The 18,935-nt window shown below is 44.2% G+C and carries 23 protein-coding genes; 7 read left to right on the top strand and 16 right to left on the bottom strand.

Features of this window, described 5'->3' with window-relative positions:
* Positions 1-119 precede the first annotated feature (119 nt).
* The 5 genes from AC4EHK_RS09445 to AC4EHK_RS09465 all read right to left on the bottom strand — a co-directional run bounded on the left by AC4EHK_RS09445 (position 120) and on the right by AC4EHK_RS09465 (position 7,327).
* Positions 120-683 carry a DNA-3-methyladenine glycosylase I gene (locus tag AC4EHK_RS09445; protein WP_490978547.1) on the bottom strand — a complete coding sequence of 188 codons (564 nt, stop codon included), beginning with the start codon at positions 681-683 and terminating at the stop codon, positions 120-122.
* 151 nt (positions 684-834) lie between these two features.
* A complete protein-coding gene (gene ilvA, locus AC4EHK_RS09450) occupies positions 835-2,127 on the bottom strand; it encodes a threonine ammonia-lyase IlvA (protein ID WP_490978548.1) in 1,293 nt (430 codons plus the stop codon).
* A gap of 274 nt (positions 2,128-2,401) precedes the next feature.
* Positions 2,402-4,828, bottom strand: a complete 2,427-nt coding sequence (gene parC, locus AC4EHK_RS09455; RefSeq protein ID WP_490978549.1) for a DNA topoisomerase IV subunit A — start codon at positions 4,826-4,828, stop codon at positions 2,402-2,404.
* Positions 4,825-6,795, bottom strand: a complete 1,971-nt coding sequence (parE, locus tag AC4EHK_RS09460) for a DNA topoisomerase IV subunit B (RefSeq protein WP_490978550.1) — start codon at positions 6,793-6,795, stop codon at positions 4,825-4,827. The genes parC and parE overlap by 4 nt, the downstream gene beginning before the upstream one ends.
* Positions 6,796-6,913: 118 nt before the next feature.
* Positions 6,914-7,327: a CoA-binding protein gene (locus AC4EHK_RS09465; RefSeq protein ID WP_490978953.1), complete on the bottom strand. Its 414-nt coding sequence runs from the start codon at positions 7,325-7,327 to the stop codon at positions 6,914-6,916.
* A 131-nt stretch (positions 7,328-7,458) separates the two neighbouring features.
* On the opposite strand from AC4EHK_RS09465, the gene plsY reads away from it, so the two are divergent.
* Both plsY and AC4EHK_RS09475 read left to right on the top strand, forming a co-directional pair.
* Positions 7,459-8,049 (top strand): glycerol-3-phosphate 1-O-acyltransferase PlsY, encoded by a 591-nt coding sequence (gene plsY / locus AC4EHK_RS09470; protein ID WP_490978551.1) that lies wholly within the window; start codon positions 7,459-7,461, stop codon positions 8,047-8,049.
* Between the two features lie 22 nt (positions 8,050-8,071).
* Positions 8,072-8,362, top strand: a complete 291-nt coding sequence (locus AC4EHK_RS09475; protein WP_490978552.1) for a HesB/YadR/YfhF family protein — start codon at positions 8,072-8,074, stop codon at positions 8,360-8,362.
* Between the two features lie 15 nt (positions 8,363-8,377).
* Here AC4EHK_RS09475 and AC4EHK_RS09480 read toward each other — a convergent pair whose 3' ends face one another.
* From AC4EHK_RS09480 to AC4EHK_RS09495, 4 genes are all read right to left on the bottom strand, one after another.
* Positions 8,378-8,686, bottom strand: a complete 309-nt coding sequence (locus AC4EHK_RS09480; protein WP_490978553.1) for a hypothetical protein — start codon at positions 8,684-8,686, stop codon at positions 8,378-8,380.
* The gene (locus AC4EHK_RS09485; protein WP_490978554.1) at positions 8,670-9,110 is read right to left on the bottom strand and encodes an acyl-CoA thioesterase; all 441 of its coding nucleotides are present in this window, start codon (positions 9,108-9,110) and stop codon (positions 8,670-8,672) included. Before AC4EHK_RS09485 ends, AC4EHK_RS09480 begins: the two co-directional genes overlap by 17 nt.
* Before the next feature lie 290 nt (positions 9,111-9,400).
* Positions 9,401-12,115 (bottom strand): aconitate hydratase AcnA, encoded by a 2,715-nt coding sequence (gene acnA / locus AC4EHK_RS09490; protein ID WP_490978555.1) that lies wholly within the window; start codon positions 12,113-12,115, stop codon positions 9,401-9,403.
* 141 nt (positions 12,116-12,256) lie between these two features.
* On the bottom strand, positions 12,257-12,748 hold the full coding sequence (locus tag AC4EHK_RS09495; protein WP_490978556.1) for a DinB family protein: 492 nt from the start codon (positions 12,746-12,748) through the stop codon (positions 12,257-12,259).
* 219 nt (positions 12,749-12,967) lie between these two features.
* Here AC4EHK_RS09495 and AC4EHK_RS09500 point away from each other — a divergent pair, with 219 nt between their 5' ends.
* The 3 genes from AC4EHK_RS09500 (at position 12,968) to AC4EHK_RS09510 (ending at position 14,993) form a co-directional block, all read left to right on the top strand.
* A complete protein-coding gene (locus AC4EHK_RS09500; RefSeq protein WP_490978557.1) occupies positions 12,968-13,828 on the top strand; it encodes a tyrosine-type recombinase/integrase in 861 nt (286 codons plus the stop codon).
* 272 nt (positions 13,829-14,100) lie between these two features.
* Positions 14,101-14,643 carry a cysteine hydrolase family protein gene (locus tag AC4EHK_RS09505; RefSeq protein ID WP_490978558.1) on the top strand — a complete coding sequence of 181 codons (543 nt, stop codon included), beginning with the start codon at positions 14,101-14,103 and terminating at the stop codon, positions 14,641-14,643.
* An 89-nt stretch (positions 14,644-14,732) separates the two neighbouring features.
* A complete protein-coding gene (locus tag AC4EHK_RS09510) occupies positions 14,733-14,993 on the top strand; it encodes a GlsB/YeaQ/YmgE family stress response membrane protein (RefSeq protein ID WP_490978559.1) in 261 nt (86 codons plus the stop codon).
* A 42-nt stretch (positions 14,994-15,035) separates the two neighbouring features.
* Here the strand turns inward: AC4EHK_RS09510 and AC4EHK_RS09515 are convergent, their stop codons facing one another.
* Positions 15,036-15,674, bottom strand: a complete 639-nt coding sequence (locus tag AC4EHK_RS09515) for a lytic transglycosylase domain-containing protein (protein ID WP_490978560.1) — start codon at positions 15,672-15,674, stop codon at positions 15,036-15,038.
* Between the two features lie 157 nt (positions 15,675-15,831).
* Between AC4EHK_RS09515 and mscL the strand changes: the two genes are divergently transcribed.
* Positions 15,832-16,221 (top strand): large conductance mechanosensitive channel protein MscL, encoded by a 390-nt coding sequence (gene mscL / locus AC4EHK_RS09520; protein ID WP_490978561.1) that lies wholly within the window; start codon positions 15,832-15,834, stop codon positions 16,219-16,221.
* A gap of 8 nt (positions 16,222-16,229) precedes the next feature.
* Here the strand turns inward: mscL and AC4EHK_RS09525 are convergent, their stop codons facing one another.
* The 4 genes from AC4EHK_RS09525 to AC4EHK_RS09540 form a co-directional block, all read right to left on the bottom strand.
* Positions 16,230-16,793, bottom strand: coding sequence for an SCO family protein (locus AC4EHK_RS09525; protein WP_490978562.1), 564 nt, complete (start codon positions 16,791-16,793; stop codon positions 16,230-16,232).
* A gap of 94 nt (positions 16,794-16,887) precedes the next feature.
* Entirely contained in the window at positions 16,888-17,016 is a 129-nt protein-coding gene (locus tag AC4EHK_RS09530) for a YvrJ family protein (RefSeq protein WP_142827916.1), read from the bottom strand.
* A gap of 54 nt (positions 17,017-17,070) precedes the next feature.
* The gene (locus AC4EHK_RS09535) at positions 17,071-17,286 is read right to left on the bottom strand and encodes a DUF2922 domain-containing protein (protein ID WP_490978563.1); all 216 of its coding nucleotides are present in this window, start codon (positions 17,284-17,286) and stop codon (positions 17,071-17,073) included.
* A 22-nt stretch (positions 17,287-17,308) separates the two neighbouring features.
* Positions 17,309-17,527, bottom strand: coding sequence for a DUF1659 domain-containing protein (locus AC4EHK_RS09540; protein WP_490978564.1), 219 nt, complete (start codon positions 17,525-17,527; stop codon positions 17,309-17,311).
* Between the two features lie 119 nt (positions 17,528-17,646).
* Between AC4EHK_RS09540 and AC4EHK_RS09545 the strand changes: the two genes are divergently transcribed.
* Complete coding sequence (locus tag AC4EHK_RS09545; RefSeq protein WP_142827912.1) at positions 17,647-18,081, top strand: DUF2621 domain-containing protein; 435 nt, start codon at positions 17,647-17,649, stop codon at positions 18,079-18,081.
* Between the two features lie 14 nt (positions 18,082-18,095).
* Here AC4EHK_RS09545 and AC4EHK_RS09550 read toward each other — a convergent pair whose 3' ends face one another.
* On the bottom strand, positions 18,096-18,596 hold the full coding sequence (locus AC4EHK_RS09550) for a CcdC family protein (protein ID WP_490978565.1): 501 nt from the start codon (positions 18,594-18,596) through the stop codon (positions 18,096-18,098).
* Positions 18,589-18,912 carry a thioredoxin family protein gene (locus AC4EHK_RS09555; RefSeq protein ID WP_490978566.1) on the bottom strand — a complete coding sequence of 108 codons (324 nt, stop codon included), beginning with the start codon at positions 18,910-18,912 and terminating at the stop codon, positions 18,589-18,591. The genes AC4EHK_RS09550 and AC4EHK_RS09555 overlap by 8 nt, the downstream gene beginning before the upstream one ends.
* Between the last annotated feature and the right edge of the window lie 23 nt (positions 18,913-18,935).

The raw sequence follows: 18,935 nt of genomic DNA on the forward strand, positions 1-18,935 counted from the left end.
TTGAATCGCTTATATTCGAACTAATTTTATTCAGAATTAAAACTCTCTGGTGAAGAAAGAAGAACAGAGAAGGAATAACACAGCTTCTCTGCCCTTCATTTTCGCGCTTTAAAAATCGTTCATTTTTTCGGTGTTCGGTAGGCGCAGCTTTCGATGTGGTCATTGACCATTCCAATGGCTTGCATAAATGAGTAAGTGGTCACAGGTCCTACAAACTTAAATCCTCGCTTTTTCAAGTCTTTGCTCAGTTGAACCGATAACGGAGACTGGGCCGGGATTTCTGCATCGGTTTTCCACTGGTTGTGAATTGGCTTGCCGTCTGTATAACTCCACAAAAACGCAGCAAAACTGTCCCATTCTTCTAAAACATGTTGAACCGCTTGAGCATTGGTACGGACGGATTGAATTTTGGCGGCATGTTTAATGACTGTGTAATTTTCTTTGATGGCTGCCAAATCGGCATCTGTAAGCTCGGCACATTGCGCCACATCAAAGTGATGGAAAGCTTCTAAATAAGCTTCACGTTTCGATAACACAATGTTCCACGATAAACCCGCTTGCGCGCCTTCAAGCGTCAGCAATTCGAAAATGTACCGATCGTCCCAGCTTTGCCTGCACCATTCTTCGTCGTGATAGTTTTGCATAAGCTGGTTGCTTTGTGCCCATAAACACCGTTTCTCCACTTGTTTCACCCCGTTCTTGTTATTGCTTCTACTATACCATTAGTCGAGTCCTTATAGAGGACGATTACCAGCTACATTGAAAGGGCGTCCACTCAGTGCCTATGCACAAAGCGAACGCCCTTTTGAATAGAATTAGGACTATAGAAAATCCTCAAATCAATAAATTGAACAACAAGGAGTCGTTGTTGATTTCTTTGTAAGGAAAGCCGTTTTCTGCCATCCGTTCAATCAGCGGCTCATAGTCTTCCCGGAACTTTAATTCAATACCGACCAGCACCGGTCCTTCTTCGCGATTTGTTCGTTTTGTGTATTCAAAATGAGTGATGTCATCAGTCTCACTTAGCACCTGCTCCATAAATTTGCGGAGTGCACCGGCACGCTGTGGAAACGTAACGATAAAATAATGCTTGAGTCCTTCATAGATCAAGGATTTTTCTTTAATTTCCTGCATCCGTTCAATGTCATTATTGCCACCGCTGATCACGCAAACCACATTTTTCCCTTTAATGTCATCTTTATAAAAATCAAGAGCCGCAACAGACAACGCGCCTGCCGGTTCCGCAACAATGGCATTCTCGTTATACAGCTGCAAAATAGTGGTACAGACCTTGCCTTCTGGGACTAGGGCAATGTCATCCAATACCTTGGAACAAATGGCCATGGAGAGGTCCCCCACTTGCTTGACTGCAGCACCGTCTACAAACGTGTCGATGGTATCCAGACGCGTGACTTTGCCATTAGCCAGCGACGTTTTCATGCCGGCAGCACCCGCCGGTTCCACACCGATTAGTTTAGTCGCAGGGCTAATGCCTTTTAAGTAAGAGCCAACGCCTGAAGCCAATCCGCCCCCGCCGATAGCGCAAAACAGAAAGTCGAGCGGCTCCTGCATATCGTTCAAAATTTCCACCGCAACGGTTCCCTGTCCTGCGATGATGCGGCTGTCGTTATATGGGTGAACAAAGACTTTTTCTTCTGCCGTACAATAGTCCATAGCCGTTGTGAATGAATCATCAAAGGTGTCCCCCGTCAACACAACGGACACCTTGTCCCCGCCAAACCGTTTGACTTGCGACACTTTTTGGCGAGGTGTTGTCAGCGGCATGAAAATCTTTCCTTCAATTCCTAATGCAAAACATGAGTACGCTACACCTTGTGCATGGTTTCCTGCGCTGGCACAGACGATCCCCTTAGCACGTTCAGCTGCATTCAGGCTGCGAATGAAATTATAGGCACCGCGCAGCTTGAACGACCGGACGACCTGCTGATCTTCCCGTTTTAAGTACACATTGCAGCCGTATCGTGCCGACAGCAGTTCGTTTTTTTGCAATGGCGTCTTGATGACGACATCCTTTAGGGCTTGGTTAGCCACCATGATTTCTTCCACGGATACTTTTGAAAATGCCACTTCCCTGTCAAGCTCTGTGATGGTGGTGGTTTTCGTCATAGATGTCACCCTCTTATTTTTATTTATCTCACTACTCTAACACATCAACTCGCTGAATTGGAGAGAAAATTGCGACAATTGTTCGAAAACTTTTTATTTCCTCTATTTTATATGAACATGTAACTGTTGACTTTTATCCATACTTTAAGCTTCAGTCATTTTTATTCACTAAATTTTAGATGAATAAAAAAGTAATATTCATTTGAATGGTAATATATTTATTCATAAAAAATAACCTTGAACTCTTGAATGAGAGTTCAGGGTTATTTTGTACTTATTCCTTTTTATCGAATCGATAAGCTGCTGTTACTTTGCCATCACTTGCTTCATCTGCAATGAAGGAACCATTAGAATAGCGGTCCACATTCTTCAACGAATTTGCTACCAGCGGCATGCGGATACCTTTATCGGTTTCCAGAATAATTTCTTCTTTGCCCGTTGCACCAATCACTGCGACTACACGGTGAGGATTTGATTTTAACTCCCGGAGCATAACAACGCCTCGCTTGGCCCGGCTGCCGCTCTCAAACTCTTGGAGCTTCATTTTTTTCGCTGCACCGCGGTGGGTGATCAGTACGAGTTCCTGTTTTACTTCCGGATCAATCATGACTGCAGAAACGGCTTCGTCCCCGTCTTTTAAGTTGACGCCTTTGACGCCTCCGGTACGAAGTCCGGTAAGCGGCACTTCATCCATCGGAAAACGAACGCCGTAAGCTTGTTTTGTGCCAATAAACAATTCGGTTTCCTTCGTCACCAATGCGGCATAAATCATCGCGTCATCTGATTTCAAGTTCATGGTTTTGATGGCGCGTGAATAGCGCTGAATCTGGTAATCTTTCAAAGCCGACCGTTTGACTTGGCCCAGTTTCGAAACAGTTAAAATACTGGCATCTGCCTCAAAGTTCTCGAATGGAAAGACTGCAAGAACCGATTCATTGGCATCTAATTGCACGATGCTTGATAAATGCTGGCCTAAGTCTTTCCATTTGATATCCGGCAGCTCGTTGATCGGCTGGAATACAAAGTTTCCGGCAGTGGTGAAAATCAGAATGGTGTGCTGCGTGTTCAAGTTGTCTTCGAACAACAGGTAATCCGATTCTTTCATCGCAAAGTCTTTGCCGTTTGAAGCGGCATGTGAACGTGTACTGGTCCGCTTGACATAGCCTTCTTTTGTTACCGTCACCACGACTTCTTCACTCGGAATCATGATTTCGCGTGTGATGGTGATTTCTTCAATCTTGTCTTCAATGACCGAACGGCGCGGTTCAGCAAATTGCTTACGGATGCTTGCCAATTCTTTCTTGATGACGTTTTTTAACTTAGTTGGACTGGTTAGAATGCCCGTCAGTTCAGCGATCAATTTTTTCAAATCGCTTTCTTCTTTTTGCAAATCGGTAATGTCAGTATTCGTCAATCGGTAAAGTTGCAGCGAAACAATCGCTTCCGATTGGGCTTCTGAGAAATCAAACGACGATATCAAATTGTTCTTCGCATCGCGTTTGTCTTTTGAAGAGCGGATCGTTTTGATTACTTTGTCCAAAATCGACAAGGCCTTCATCAAACCTTCCACAATGTGCATGCGGTCGCTCGCTTTTTGAAGATCAAATTCCGAGCGTTTGGTGATGACTTCTTTTTGATGTTCAATGTATGCATCCAGCATGGTTTGCAAGGTCATCATTGTTGGGCGGCGCTTGTAGATAGCCACCATGTTGAAGTTGTAGCTGACTTGCAGATCGGTATTTTTGTAGAGATAGCTTAAAATTCCCATTGCCTGTACATCTTTTTTCAGTTCGATGACGATGCGCAATCCGCTTCGATCCGATTCATCCCGTACTTCAGAGATGCCCTCAAGCTTGCGGTCAAATCGGTGGTCATCGATTTTCTTGATCATATTGGCTTTATTGACTTCAAACGGGATTTCCGTGATGACAATTTGTTCTTTTCCGCCTTTTAACGGTTCAATTTGAGCTTTTGAACGGACAATGATCTTGCCTTTTCCGGTTTCGTACGCTTTGCGGATTCCATCCACCCCTTGGATAATGCCGCCTGTTGGAAAATCTGGGCCTTTAATGACGGTCATCAGTTCGGCAACAGTTACTTGCGGATTGTCCATGCGCATCAATACTGCATCCAGTACTTCATGAAGCGCATGCGGCGGAATGTCAGTCGCGTAACCGGCAGAAATGCCTGTTGAACCGTTGACTAACAGGTTCGGGAATCGGGCAGGCAAAACGGTCGGTTCCATATCTGAATCGTCAAAGTTTGGAATAAAATCCACGGTACGCTTGTCGATATCGCGCAGCAATTCGGAAGAAATAGCGGACAAACGGGCTTCGGTGTAACGCATGGCAGCTGGCGAATCCCCGTCCATCGAACCGTTATTGCCGTGCATTTCAACGAGCATGTGGCGGATTTTCCAGTCTTGGCTCAAACGAACCATCGCTTCATAAACGGAACTGTCTCCGTGCGGATGGTAGTTGCCAATAACGTTACCAACCGTTTTGGCAGACTTCCGGAATGCTTTATCGTTGGTATTGCCTTCGTGGTACATCGCATATAAAATTCGGCGCTGAACAGGCTTTAATCCATCACGGGCATCCGGCAACGCCCGGTCTTGGATAATGTATTTGCTGTAACGGCCAAACCGATCGCCGATGACTTCTTCCAGCGGCAAATCTTGATATTTTTCGGTTTGTGTCATACAAGTTCCTCCTCAGCGTGAATCAAATCATTTTCTAGAATGTTGCTGTCATCTTCCAGTCCAAAATCGACATTATTTTCTATCCAGCGGCGTCTCGGTTCCACTTTATCGCCCATCAAGGTCGTGATGCCGCGTTCTGCGCGCGCACTGTCTTCAATGGTTACACGAATCAGCGTACGGGTTTCCGGGTTCATGGTCGTTTCCCATAACTGGTCAGCGTTCATCTCACCTAACCCTTTGTAGCGTTGCAAGGTGTAGCCTTTGCCGACTTTTTTGATGGACTCATCCAAATCCGCTTCGGTCCATGCATAATCGATCACTTCTTTTTTGCCAACGCCTTTAGATACTTTGTACAGCGGCGGCAGCGCAATAAACACTTTGCCGGCCTCAATCAAAGGCTTCATGTAACGGAAAAAGAACGTTAATAGCAGCACTTGAATGTGTGCACCGTCCGTATCCGCATCCGTCATGATAATGATTTTGTTGTAGGCGATGTCGTCAATCGAAAAATCAGATGACACACCGCCGCCAATGGCATGGATGATAGTGGAAATCTCTTCATTTTTCATGATTTCTTCAAGCTTCGCTTTTTCGGTATTAACGACTTTCCCGCGCAGCGGAAGAATTGCCTGAAATGTCCGGTCGCGTCCTTGTTTTGCTGAACCGCCGGCCGAATCTCCCTCTACCAAATACAATTCGTTTTTCGAGGCGTTGCGTGATTGCGCAGGCGTCAATTTGCCGGACAGCAACGCATCCGATTTTTTGCGTTTTTTGCCATTTCGCGCATCTTCCCGGGCTTTTCGAGCCGCCAATCGAGCCTGTGATGCCCGAATGGCTTTTCGTACAAGAGACGCGCTGAGATCTGCATTTTCTTCCAGGAAGTACATTAATTTCTGGGAAACGACCGAGTCCACGATGCTTCGTGCTTCACTCGTTCCCAATTTGCTTTTGGTCTGCCCTTCAAACTGCAGCAGCGCTTCCGGGATGCGGACAGACACAATGGCCGCCAACCCTTCACGGATGTCGGAGCCTTCCAGGTTTTTGTCTTTGTCTTTCAGCAAGTTGATTTTTCTCGCATAGTCATTGAACACCCGTGTCATTGCAGCTTTAGCGCCAGTTTCATGCGTTCCGCCGTCACGTGTCCGGACGTTGTTGACAAACGACAGGATCGTCTCAGAATAGCCGTCGTTAAACTGGAATGAAAACTCAATTTCCATTTCGTCCTGCTGACCTTCGATATACGCTACGGGGTGCAGCACATCTTTTTCCTCGTTGAGGTAAGCAACAAAAGCTTCAATGCCCGTTTCGTAATGGAAAATATCTTTCGTTTCCGTACGCTGGTCAAACAGCTCAATTTTCAGTCCTTTCAACAGAAAAGCCGATTCGCGCAGACGTTCTGAAAGGGTTTCGTAATTGTATTTCGATACGGAGAAAATGGATTCGTCCGGCAAAAAGTGCAGCAAGGTGCCCGTTTCTTTAGTCGAACCAATTTCTTCCAATGTCGTCACCGGCTTGCCGCCATTTTCAAAGCGTTGGCGGTATTTCTTACCATCGCGGTAGATCGTCACTTCCAAAAATTTAGACAGTGCATTTACAACAGACGCACCGACACCGTGAAGACCTCCACTTGTTTTGTAACCGCCCTGTCCGAATTTCCCGCCGGCATGCAAGACCGTTAAAATAACTTCCGGTGTTGGTTTTCCACTGCGATGCATTCCTGTAGGCATGCCGCGTCCGTAATCCCGGACACTGATGCTGTTGTCGTCATGAATGGTAACCGTGATTTTGTCTCCGTGTCCTGCAAGCGCTTCATCGACCGAGTTGTCGACAATCTCATACACCAAATGATGAAGACCGCGTGTATCCGTTGAACCGATATACATCCCTGGCCGTTTTCTGACAGCATCTAAGCCTTCGAGTACTTGGATCGCTTCTTCGTTGTATGCCGTATTTTGAATTTTAGCCATCTAATTCCCTCCAACGAACATTCGTTCGCATATTAATCTCTCTTTATCGTATTCTATTTCCTTGCCATCTGTCAAACTTCATAGAAAAAGAGCGCTGGGCGCCCTTAGCGATAATGCCTTATTTCAGGATGGCGTGTTCCACTTTGATGCAACGGTCCATGATGACTGTATATCCAGCATCAGTCAGCCGATTAAATACGTTTTCATCAACTACATTTAATTGTGTCCAAAATACAGGACATTCGATTTTTGTGAACTCATCGGCTATATCCTCTAAAAACTCACTGCGTCTGAAGACGTTGACGATATCCACTTTTTCTGGAATGTCGCTCAAAGAACCATAACTTTTTTCACCCAAAACAGTTTCTGCCTGAGGATTGACCGGAATGATGCGGTAGCCGGCCCGTTGCATCGCTTCGGATACCATATAGGAAGTGCGGCTTGGGTTCGGGCTGAGGCCGATCACAGCAATCGTTTTTGCATGATCAAGTATGTTTTTAATTTCTTTGCGGCTTGGATTGTTCAAGAGGATCACCTGTCCTTTTTATTCTATCATACACGATTTTGTCCTGCCTGTTGAATAATCCGGCAGCTATTGTTTAAAGAACTTCAGTCATGGTAAACTGATACTACAAAAATAAGCTTGTTTTAAAGGAGTCCATGATGACTATACTGCTTCCCATTTTACTCGCATACCTGCTTGGCTCGATTCCGTCTGCCCTTTGGGTTGGGAAACTTTTTTACAACACCGATATCCGCACAAAAGGCAGTGGCAATCTTGGTGCTACCAATACTTTTCGGACGCTCGGCAAAAAAGCCGGGATTGCGGTTACTTTGCTAGACATTCTTAAAGGAACAGCTGCAACACTGATTCCACTTTACATGGCAACAGATATCCACCCACTGGTGTTTGGTGTCATCGCAGTGATCGGACACATTTATCCGGTCTTTGCCAAATTCAAAGGCGGGAAAGCCGTTGCCACTTCTGGCGGCATCTTGCTCGGCTACCAATGGCCATTATTTGTCATGGCGGTCATAGTGCTGTTGATTGCATTGAAGATCACTAAAATGGTATCGTTATCATCAATCATCTTATCGATTGTGGCGATCATTTATACGACCATTTACGCAATTTTCACCGGCGACTACCTGTTTATGATTGTCATCTACATTTTGGCATTGTTCATCATTTTCCGCCACCGTGCCAATATTGCACGCATACGCGCAGGAACAGAGCCTAAAATCAACTGGTAATTCCAGTGGAGGGACGTGTGATATGAAGATCACCATCAGTGACGACGCACTCAATTGGTTTAAGAAAGAAATGGAAGTGGCGCCCGGAGAAGCTGTACGTTTTTTCGTCCGCTACGGTGGCTCCAGCAAGCTTCAGCCGGGATTTTCACTCGGCGTAACCAAAGATCAGCCGCATGAAATGGCTGTCCAAGTTCAACAAGATCAAGTCACTTATTTTATTGAACAAAGCGACGTCTGGTATTTTGATGGGCATAATCTTCAAGTCAGCGTCAACGATGAATTGCACGAACTTGATTATTCATACGCAAAATAAAAAAGCATGAGCTATTCATGCTTTTTTATTTTGTAATTTATTCAGTTGTTCTAAATGTCCTTCACGCTGTAAAATCGACTGCTGGCGATCACCGAACAAGTCATAATGCGGATAATTCCCCCGCAAATCCATCCATTCGCGTTGCAATCCGTATTGCTTGCCCCAACTTTCAAGTTTGTCGAGGTCACAGCAGCCCACTTTTGTGACCGTGCTGCATCCCGGAAATCGATCGTCCACCCAATAATGGGTTAAAAAAGATATCTGGCCATCAGTGACTCCTTGTTTCCAGCGTTCCAGCTCGTCTCGCTTAATTCCGAACGCCATCGGGTGCCTGCTTTTTGATTTCTTCGTATTTGTCATGCCATTCCGGGTAAATTTTCTTGATGGAAACCGGACGGAATGTATCTTTTTTGACCACAACGTGTTCGGAAATCGCAGTTGCGGCAATGGTGCCGTCTTCATGAACAACCTCATAGCCATACTTGGTCCGCAATCGTCCATGCTCTTCCACCCAAGTCCGGACAAAAGCTTTTTGCCCGTACCGAAGAACGGCTTTATATTGAATGGAAATATCGGTTACAGGTGACAAGTAACCATCCTTTTCCATGCCCGCATAGGTGAATCCTAAGTCTTCAATCAGCTTGGTGCGCCCGATTTCCAGCCAAATGATGTAGTTGGCATGATAAACAACACCCATTTGATCGGTTTCTGCGTAACGGATTTCAATTTCTTTTTCACTGATGTACATGTCCATTTCACCTCTTTACCAGTATACAAGAAATTTCTTCTTAATATAGTAGAAAAGGCTGCCGGGAAATTTCCCGGCAGCCTTTTTAACTTTCAGCTAAAACTTATTGTCCAGACTCCAGCGCCCAGATTCTAGGGTCATAAGCCACCCTGACTGTGTGGCTGAAGAAACGCCACTTCGCCAGTGTGTCTTATACCCGTCGAGGGGCTGCAGGATGCGGGTCAGCTAACCGTTGCGACAGGAAGTCGCGCTCTTAGGTTAGCTTCTGCTTTTGGGCGCTTTCGCTTTTCTTATACTTCCAGCAATTTGTTGCGGAGCACCATTTGCAGGATGCCTCCGTGGCGGAAATAATCCACTTCCACTTCGGAATCGAAACGTGCCAATACTTTAAACTCAGTCACTTTACCGTCTTCAGCAGTTGCTGTAACCGTCAAGACGTCGCGTGGTTTCACGTCGTCAGACAAGTTGACGCTGATGGTTTCGTGTCCAGTCAAGCCAAGTGAATCTGCACTTTCGCCGTTCACGAACTGCAATGGCAGAACGCCCATCATCACAAGGTTTGAGCGGTGAATACGCTCATAGCTTTCAGCGATGACTGTTTTGATGCCAAGAAGGAATGTCCCTTTAGCCGCCCAGTCGCGTGAAGAGCCCATGCCGTAATCTTTACCAGTTAAGACCACAAGTCCTGTGCCCTGTTCCTGATATTTCATGGCTGCATCGTAAATTGCCATTGTTTCGCCCGTTGGCCAGTAAGTGGTGTAACCGCCAGTTGTTCCTGGAGCTACTTGGTTACGGATACGAATGTTGGCGAATGTTCCGCGCATCATGACTTCGTGGTTACCACGACGAGATCCGTAAGAGTTGAAATTACGCGGCTCGACGCCGTTTGCACGAAGGTACAAGCCTGCTGGTGTATCTTTGCCGATCGCACCAGCTGGTGAAATGTGGTCAGTCGTGATCGAATCTGCAAATTTTGCAACGACACGAAGGCCAGCTAATGGCTGGATTGGAGCCGGTTCTTTTGAAAGACCTTCAAAGAACGGCGGGTTTTGAATATAAGTTGATGACGCATCAAACTCATACAATGAATCGTCGTTAGTTTCGATTGCATTCCAAGCTTCGTTCTCGTTGAATACATGCTCGTACTCTTTACGGAACAATTCTGGAGTAACCGTGTCTTTAACTACTTTTTTGATTTCTTCAGTTGAAGGCCAGATGTCTTTAAAGAATACGTCTTTGCCTTCTTTGTCTGTACCGATTGGTTCAACTGCGAAGTCGATGTCCACTGTTCCAGCAAGTGCATAAGCAACAACCAGCATTGGAGAAGCCAAGTAGTTCGCTTTTACAAGCGGATGGATGCGTCCTTCAAAGTTACGGTTACCTGACAATACAGATGAAACCAGCAAATCATTGTCCAAAATCGCTTCTTCGATTTCAGGAAGCAATGGACCTGAGTTACCGATACATGTAGTACAGCCGTAGCCGACCAAGTTAAAGCCAATTTGGTTCATGTAGTCTAACAAGCCTGAATCGTTCAAGTAGCCTGTAACAACTTTCGAACCTGGAGCCAATGACGTTTTCACGTAAGCAGGCGGAGTCAATCCTTTTTCAACTGCTTTTTTCGCTACTAGTCCAGCACCAAGCATTACGTATGGGTTAGAAGTGTTTGTACAAGATGTGATGGCGGCAATTGCCAGTGCACCAGTTTTCATTTCGGCCGTTTTGCCGTTTTTGAAGTTGACTGTTGCTGTTTTAGCAATTTCAGCTGCATCAAGTGCAAAGCCGTGTGGTCCTTCTTCACCTGTTACAGCTTTGTTGAACTCAGGCTTCATTTGAGACAACGGAATCAAATCCTGTGGACGTTTTGGTCCAGCAAGGTTTGGCTCAATCTCAGAAAGATCGATTTCCACAAGGTCTGTGTAGATTGGATCTTCGTTTTCAACTTTGAAGAACATGTTGTTTTCCTGCAAATACTTTTTCGTTACAGCGATTTGTTCTGCATCACGTGCAGTCAAACGCATATAGTCAAGCGCTTCTTCGTCAACTGGGAAGAATCCGCAAGTTGCGCCGTATTCTGGAGCCATGTTGGCAATTGTTGCACGGTCAGCAAGCGGCAATGTGGTAACGCCAGGTCCGAAGAACTCAACGAATTTGCCAACTACGCCTTTTTTACGCAAAGTTTGAGTGACTTTTAACGCCAAATCAGTCGCAGTCGCGCCGTTTGGAAGTTCGCCAGTCATTTTCACGCCGATAACTTCCGGAATTGGGAAGTAAGAAGGCTGTCCAAGCATGCCAGCTTCCGCTTCAATGCCGCCAACACCCCATCCAAGAACGCCGATTCCGTTGATCATTGTCGTATGTGAATCTGTTCCGACCAATGTATCAGGGAATGTTTCAAATGTGCCATCAGCATTTTCAACTGCATGGACAACATTTGCTAAGTACTCAAGGTTAACTTGGTGAACAATACCTGTTGCTGGTGGAACTGCACGGTAGTTGTCATAAGCTTTTTGAGCCCAGCTAAGGAACTGGTAACGCTCCGCATTGCGGTCAAACTCAAGCTCCATGTTGATGCGAAGTGCATCTTGTGTGCCGTAGTTATCAACTTGAACCGAGTGGTCAATTACAAGATCCACTGGAATTTCAGGGTTGATTTTGTTCGGGTCTCCACCCATTTCAGCCATTGCTGAACGAAGTGCAGCCAAATCAACGACTACGGGTACACCCGTGAAATCCTGAAGAATAACGCGTGAAGGCTTGAATGGAACTTCTGCTTCTTTGTTGGCATCTTTGCCCCATTTTGCTAATTCTTCAACGTGCTCATCTTTGATAACGTATCCGTCGTGCTGACGCAATACAGATTCTAATAGAACTTTTACTGAATAAGGAAGGCGTGATACTTTAGCGATCCCTGCTTCTTCTAATGCAGCCAAACGATAATAGTTATACGTTTTGCCATTTAGCTCAAAAGAAGTGCGGCTGTTGTGCAAACTGCTCTTTGCCATGTGTGTGTTCCTCCTTTGAATCTTCTGAAAAGGCTCGTGACAGCGCTTTTCTCCTCTTCCATCATACCGAAAGCATGAGCATAAGTAAATTACATTAAAATTATATAATGTGATAAGTTTTTCGAATGACTTTCTTTTAAATCAATCGAGTTTGCTTAAGGTTTCTTCCAATTGCTTGAAATGCCGTTTTTCATGAAGGCCAACAAATGGAAACCACTGGACCAGCGGCAATTTGCCAAACACCGGATGAGCCATTGATTTCTCGTGAAGCCGCTCTGAGTTTGCCTGTGCATATACTTCATACAGGAAATTATGCGATGCATTTAACCGTTTTTTCATTTCCTCGAGCGTGACAAATTCTTCGGTCGGTTTGACATGCTTTGGCGCTTTTACTTTGAACGAACGGCTGACAGTCAATGCGATTGGCTTTTTCATGGCTTTTTCGCTTGTTTCTTTTGTTAACTCGTAGGATACGCCTTTTGCAACTGTGTTTTCCATAAGTTGCATATGATCTAAAATCTGCATAGGTGACCATTCTTCTGGTGATGGTTTTTGGTTTAGTTTTTCATCAGTCATCCCCTCCACTGCCTGAAGAACCTGGTTTCTGATTTTTGCATTGTCTTCTTTAAACATAATGGGTTCCACCTTCGTTTCATCTGTTTGCCTATCTTTATTAACATACCCTAATCTGAATGAATTATATACATTTGAACAGCTCTGTTTTTATAGATATTGCCTATTACTAATAAATCAGCAGTCAAGCTGAAGCCGCGCTGCATAAGGGAAAACACGTTCTATTTGCATGAATGAATGGTATAATTAAGGAAATCCCTGAAGAAGAGGTGACGCAGAATGCCTTATGGTTACGAGAAATTTCGGCTGGACAACGGCATTAGTCCCAATACGGTCGTCCATGAAGTCCAATTAATCCGCTCGCTTTTCGCTTTTCTTAGGCATACGTATAAAAAACCGGTCGAACCGCATGATATTCGCCCCTCTGACATTCAACAGTTTTTGATGGATCAGCATGAGTCCGGCATTAAAGACAGCACCTTAAACCGTAAGCTGATTTATATTAGAAGATGGTTCGATTATATGTGGCAGATCGGGCGCATTCCAAATGATTTCATGCCCAAATTTAAATTCAGCAGAAAACTGGATTTGACGCCATCCGATATCTACTTGGACTACGAGGATTTGCTAAAGAAAAAGGATGCCGTACTTGAAGCAGATCAGTTATCCTTGAATGCCAAGATTCTTTATATTCTTTACTTGCGCGGACTTCGCCTCCGCGATATGGTAACAATCGATATTGACAATTTTGATGACCGCAGCGGAAAATTGAGGTTGGCCGTTGAAAAAAAGGATGGCTACCAGTGTATTCTCGAATTCACCGACAAAGAGATTTCCGTTATGCTCGATGGGATCGAACGTGCGGTTTTCCGTGGAACGCCTTATCTCTTGTCATCTAAAGTAAAAAATGAATATACGATGTTTCAGATGGGTTCGTTATCCGACTATACAGAGGCACTTTCCTCTTTTGTCGGCATGCCGATGCGCTCGGGCGATATTCGTTTTGCTTATGTGTATTATCTTTATTCAGTAGAACATAAAAACCTGGAGGAGATTCAGGAAATATTAGGTGTTTCACTTGACTCTGCATCCCGAATTCTCAAGGATTCCTTGGTCCGCTTAAAACGGGGCACACATTAAAATAACCTATCCCACGATGTTGGGATAGGTTATTTTTGTATACGATCATAGGAAGAAACCGAAATCCAAAGCAAAATTTAAAATAAGCAAAGTATGCACAACAACAAAGATTGTTGCCTGCCGATTTAGCTTTTCAACATTTTCGTATTGCATCAGGACCACCCCTTCCCTCTTTGTAGTCTGATTATACTGAAAACTAAAGTTTGTGGCAAGCTTTGTTTCTTTTGATGGCTTTTGGTTTATAATTAATGAAAAAGATTGGAGAGGATAAGATGAAAAAGGCATTATTGGTTGTCGATTATACGTTGGATTTTGTAGCAGACGAGGGTGCTTTAACCTGTGGAAAGCCCGGACAGGCTATTGAAGAAACAATATGCCAGCTGACGGAGGATTTCTTGACAGAAAAAGAACTTGTCATTATGCCGGTTGATTTGCATGACAAAACCAATGCATTCCATCCGGAAGCCAAACTCTTTCCTCCGCACAATATAGAAGGAACTGCTGGGCGAGAATTATATGGCCGCTTGGCAGACGTCTATAAAGCCAATGCAGACCGCATCATCTGGATGGACAAAACAAGATACAGCGCATTTGCCGGCACCAATCTGGAGTTGCTGCTGCAAGAGCGCAATATAGAAGAAATTCATCTGGTTGGGGTCTGTACAGACATATGTGTATTGCACACAGCAGTGGATGCTTACAACAAAGGATATAAAATTTTTGTTCATGAAAATGGTGTCGCCAGCTTCGATCCAGCCGGGCACGAATGGGCTTTGCGCCACTTCTCTACAACCTTGGGCGCACAAGTTTTATAATCTTTTTTACTTTTTATGTTTCAAATGTCCTGAATCCGGTTATACCTAGAGTGTAGCAATTATACATTATTCTAAAGGAGCTGGAAAAAATGGGATTTATTTTATTCCTTATCATGGGCGGTATCATCGGATGGATCGCTGGAATGATTTTAGGTAAAGACGTACCGGGCGGCATTATCGGTAACATCATCGCAGGTATTGTTGGTGCTTGGTTAGGTGGATTAATTCTTGGAGATCTAGGTCCAGTTATTTGGGACGTAGCTATTATCCCAGCATTAATTGGTGCCTTAATCTTCGTATTCGTACTTAGCTTAATCATGGGATCTATGCGCAAAAAAAGCAGATCTTAATTAAAAGAAGAGTGGACAATTGTCCACTCTCTTTTTTTGCGTTTAATTATATTCTTCTTCGTACATATTGTAGTAATGAAGCACATCCGCGACATATTCTTCGCTGTGGTTGTATTGGAAAATGGCGTTTTCTAAATCGCCTTCTGCTGCTCCATTCTGCGACAAATAATTGGCTGCGCTGTACAAGGAATCTGTAAGATTATAAGGATCCGCAATGCCGTCCCCATTTCCATCCACTCCATAGCCCCCGTAGTAAGCAATCACATCAAGATTGGTTTTGTCTTCTTCGCTAATTTCGCCTTGCCCTTTTCCTGAACATGTGGGATGGCTCCAACCGACAAAGGTACAGGGCATAAACTGAAGGTGCCCTTCTGCCCCGACTGGCGACAATAACGGATCCATTGTGGAAAACCTGGTTTCAATCCGGTGGTGTGCTGCCAGCAAGGTCCAGGGAATGCTGTAGGCATCTGCTGCTTCCTGATAAAGCGGAATGTTTTCTTCCGGCACATCCATTTCAATGATGCGGCTTGGGGCTTCCTTGAGCGTATCTACTACCACTGCCGAATTAAACAACATGTAAACAATCGCACCGAGTGTTGCAGCGACAATCGCCGCTGGCACCAACAGTACGAGACAGCCTAATTGGCGCTTGTATTTTTTGGGTATTTTCTTTTTCATCATTTTTCACACCTAATTTGTCATTTGTTTCAGTGTAGCATATCTTCCTTATCGTTGCCGTTTCCCCACAGATCGCTCGCTTTGCTAAAATTTTGCAGTCACCTGTATTATTCAGGAGGCTTCTGATAAAATTAAGCTTTAAATGCAGGAGGTGAAACATATGTGGGAAGATTTTAAGAAATTTGCTTTAAAAGGAAACGTCATTGACCTTGCGGTGGCGGTTGTGATTGGAACAGCTTTTGGAAAAATAGTAACTTCGTTAGTTCAGGACATTATTATGCCTTTAATCGGAGTATTGGTCGGAGGAATCAGTGTCGCAAATTGGAGCTATACGTTCAATAATGTGGTGTTGAATTACGGACTATTTATACAGTCGATTATCGACTTTTTCATCATTGCTTTCTCGATCTTCCTAGTTATCCGCATTTTCACCAATATAAAACGAAAAAAAGACGTGCCTGCCGAAGAAGAACCAGAAGTTTTGGATAAAACTCAGGAAATCCTTATCGAAATCAGAGATCTTTTAGGCAAAGAAAAAACCGGTCTATGACCGGTTTTTTACATTTCTTCAATTAATTCGCGCAAATCGTTTTTTATATCTTCAACCGGCACATTTTCAAAACCGTCGTAATTATTTACAACCACTCCGTCTTGATCCACTAAGTAAAAGGCGGTTCCATGAATGACCTGGTCACTCTCCGGATCGTCCCGTACAAAAGAATTAAAATTGTCTTTCGCAAATTCCGATATCTCCGGCTGTGTATAGCCCGTAAGCAAATGCCATTTGGATTCATCCGGAACCGAATATTGCGCTAAATATTCCTGCATGGTTTCCGGCGTATCGATCGTTGGATCCACACTGAAGGCCACAATCTTGTAATCTTCTAAGCCCTCAGCTTCGAACTCTTCCTGGATTCCGCTTAAATTGAATGTCATCGGCGGACAAACCGTTTCGCAATTTGTAAAAACAAAAGTTGCGAGCCATGGCGTTCCTTTTAAATCTTCTAAAGATACCGGCTCTCCCCGGTGATCGGTATAAGAAAAATCTTCTATTGAAGAACTGCCGCATGCTCCTAAAAACAGGACAAGACTTAGCAGCACGGATAAATAAAAAAATCGCATGAGATTGCCTCCACTCTTTCATCCTTCTTATCATAGCGAAAGTGAAGAAACTGCACAATACATGATAAACCGCCATTGTCACGATTTTGTGAAGTCAGGACAGCTTTAACGTAAGCAATGCGTCATGAATAGCGACCAACTTTGTTTCCACACGATGCATCAAATAAAAAGACACAAAAATGGGGAAACCCAGTTCCTGAATCCATTGCATCCACTCTGCCATTGTTTTCACCTCTTTCTAAAGAAAAAGCTCTCCCGAATCAGGAGAGCTTCTTGCTTATACTTCGTACTCCACAATATTTCGCTCGACAATTCGTGCACCTTTCGCCGTACCAAGTGGTGAACCTTCTACTTCGAAAACGTTCTGCGCAATAATAGACTGCATTCCTGCCAGCAATTCCGCCTCTGTGACATTGTCACGCGGTTCGTCCACGCTTAATGTGACGTCTTTCCCTGCGATTGTCGTGAATATGAGCTCCAATGTTTTCGCCATTCGTTATTCCTCCTTAAATGAATTATTGGTAAATCGTCATTGCAGATTGTTTTTCAACATCCATCAATGTTTTGGTTCCGAGATTCGTCAAAATAGCAGCGGTTTCGAAGATTTCATCTGCTGCTGCAGTTTCTTTGACGTTTTGGTACGATTTAACTTTTCTCTTTACTTTGCCGCTGGCATCCAAGCCATTGTCGTATGTGCACCGAATACTGGCGTTCTTAAAATCACTAAAGGCCATGTTCCTCACCTCCTTTCATTCGCTATATAGACACAGATGGAAAAAAGAGATACATTTTTAATGAATTTCTTTTCAAACCCTTCTATAATAGAAGTAATGGAAAAACGAGGTGAAACAATATGGAACTGAGTGGCTGGTTTTTATGGTTTATCCTATTTTGGGTAGTCGTGCTGGTGGGGCTTTTCGCCATTGGGGGATATTTCATGTTCAGAAAGTTCCTGAAGTCTATGCCGAAAGAAGATGGCCTTTCAGATTTAAACTGGGAAGAATATTATGTCGACAAAACCATCCATTTATGGGGCGATGAAGAAAAAGCCATGTTAAATGAGTTGGTGCAGCCGGTTCCTGACTTATTCCGTCCGGTAGCGAAACAGAAAATTGCCGGAAGAATCGGCCAGGTTATGCTTGAAGAAAAAGTCAAAAAGATGAAACTGGAACACATCATTCGAGGGTATATTTTAGCAACGCCAAAACGCGATCATAAATTTTTGAGAAAGAAATTGGCGGAAATGGAAATCGATGTCCGCCCGTACGAACAGTATTTTGAACAGTAAAAAACGCGATTCCCTTATGTGGGAATCGCGTTTTTATCTTTTGCTGCAATTTTTTTGTATTGCCACAACATGGAAAGACGCCATGGCCAAAGCATGCCAAATGCCAAGATCCAAAACATGCCTGCCAACTCACCGATGTCAATGCTCGAACTTAAGACCACTTTGGCGAGAACACGCACCAGCAACAGACCGAATAAGATAAAGACAAATGCTTTAGATTGTTTTAAATAAATATCGCCATTGCGGACTTCGAATTTGGAAGTCCAGATTAATACTGTTGAAAACAGGATACCAACGGCCAGCGCCTCGAAAATCTGCAAAGGGGCAACTCGAAAAAAAGGAAAAATAAACATTAAGGCGCCGGTCGACATAAAAAATGGCGGCAAAATAATCTTTTTGACCGAAGCTGGCTTTTTAGCAGATTTTGATCGGACAATCATGGCCAACAAACCCATCACGAACGCACCGACAGTTGAAACGACTAGATAAACTTCAGCGGGAATTTGATCAAACATGTAAACTCCCCTCCAAACTATCCAATCTGCGGCGCAATTCTTCGATCGGCACAAACCGCGCAAAGCGGTGAATTTCTTTGCCTTGCCGGAACAACAGGACAACAGGTGCTGTAAAAAGCATCAGCTGCCCTGCCAACTCCGATATTTCTGCAGCATTTACTAAGTAAAATGGCAGCTTGTAATCCGCTTCAAAAGCTTCGACCTGAGGACGCAACCCTTCACAGACTGAGCAATTATCGGTTTTTACAAAAAGCAGAAACGACTGCTCTTGACCAATTTTTGATTGGTATTCTTCTATCTTAGAAATGGTTTCCATTTTGTCACCTGCTTCAAGTCAAT

Source organism: Planococcus sp. TJ-307 (assembly GCF_058268435.1).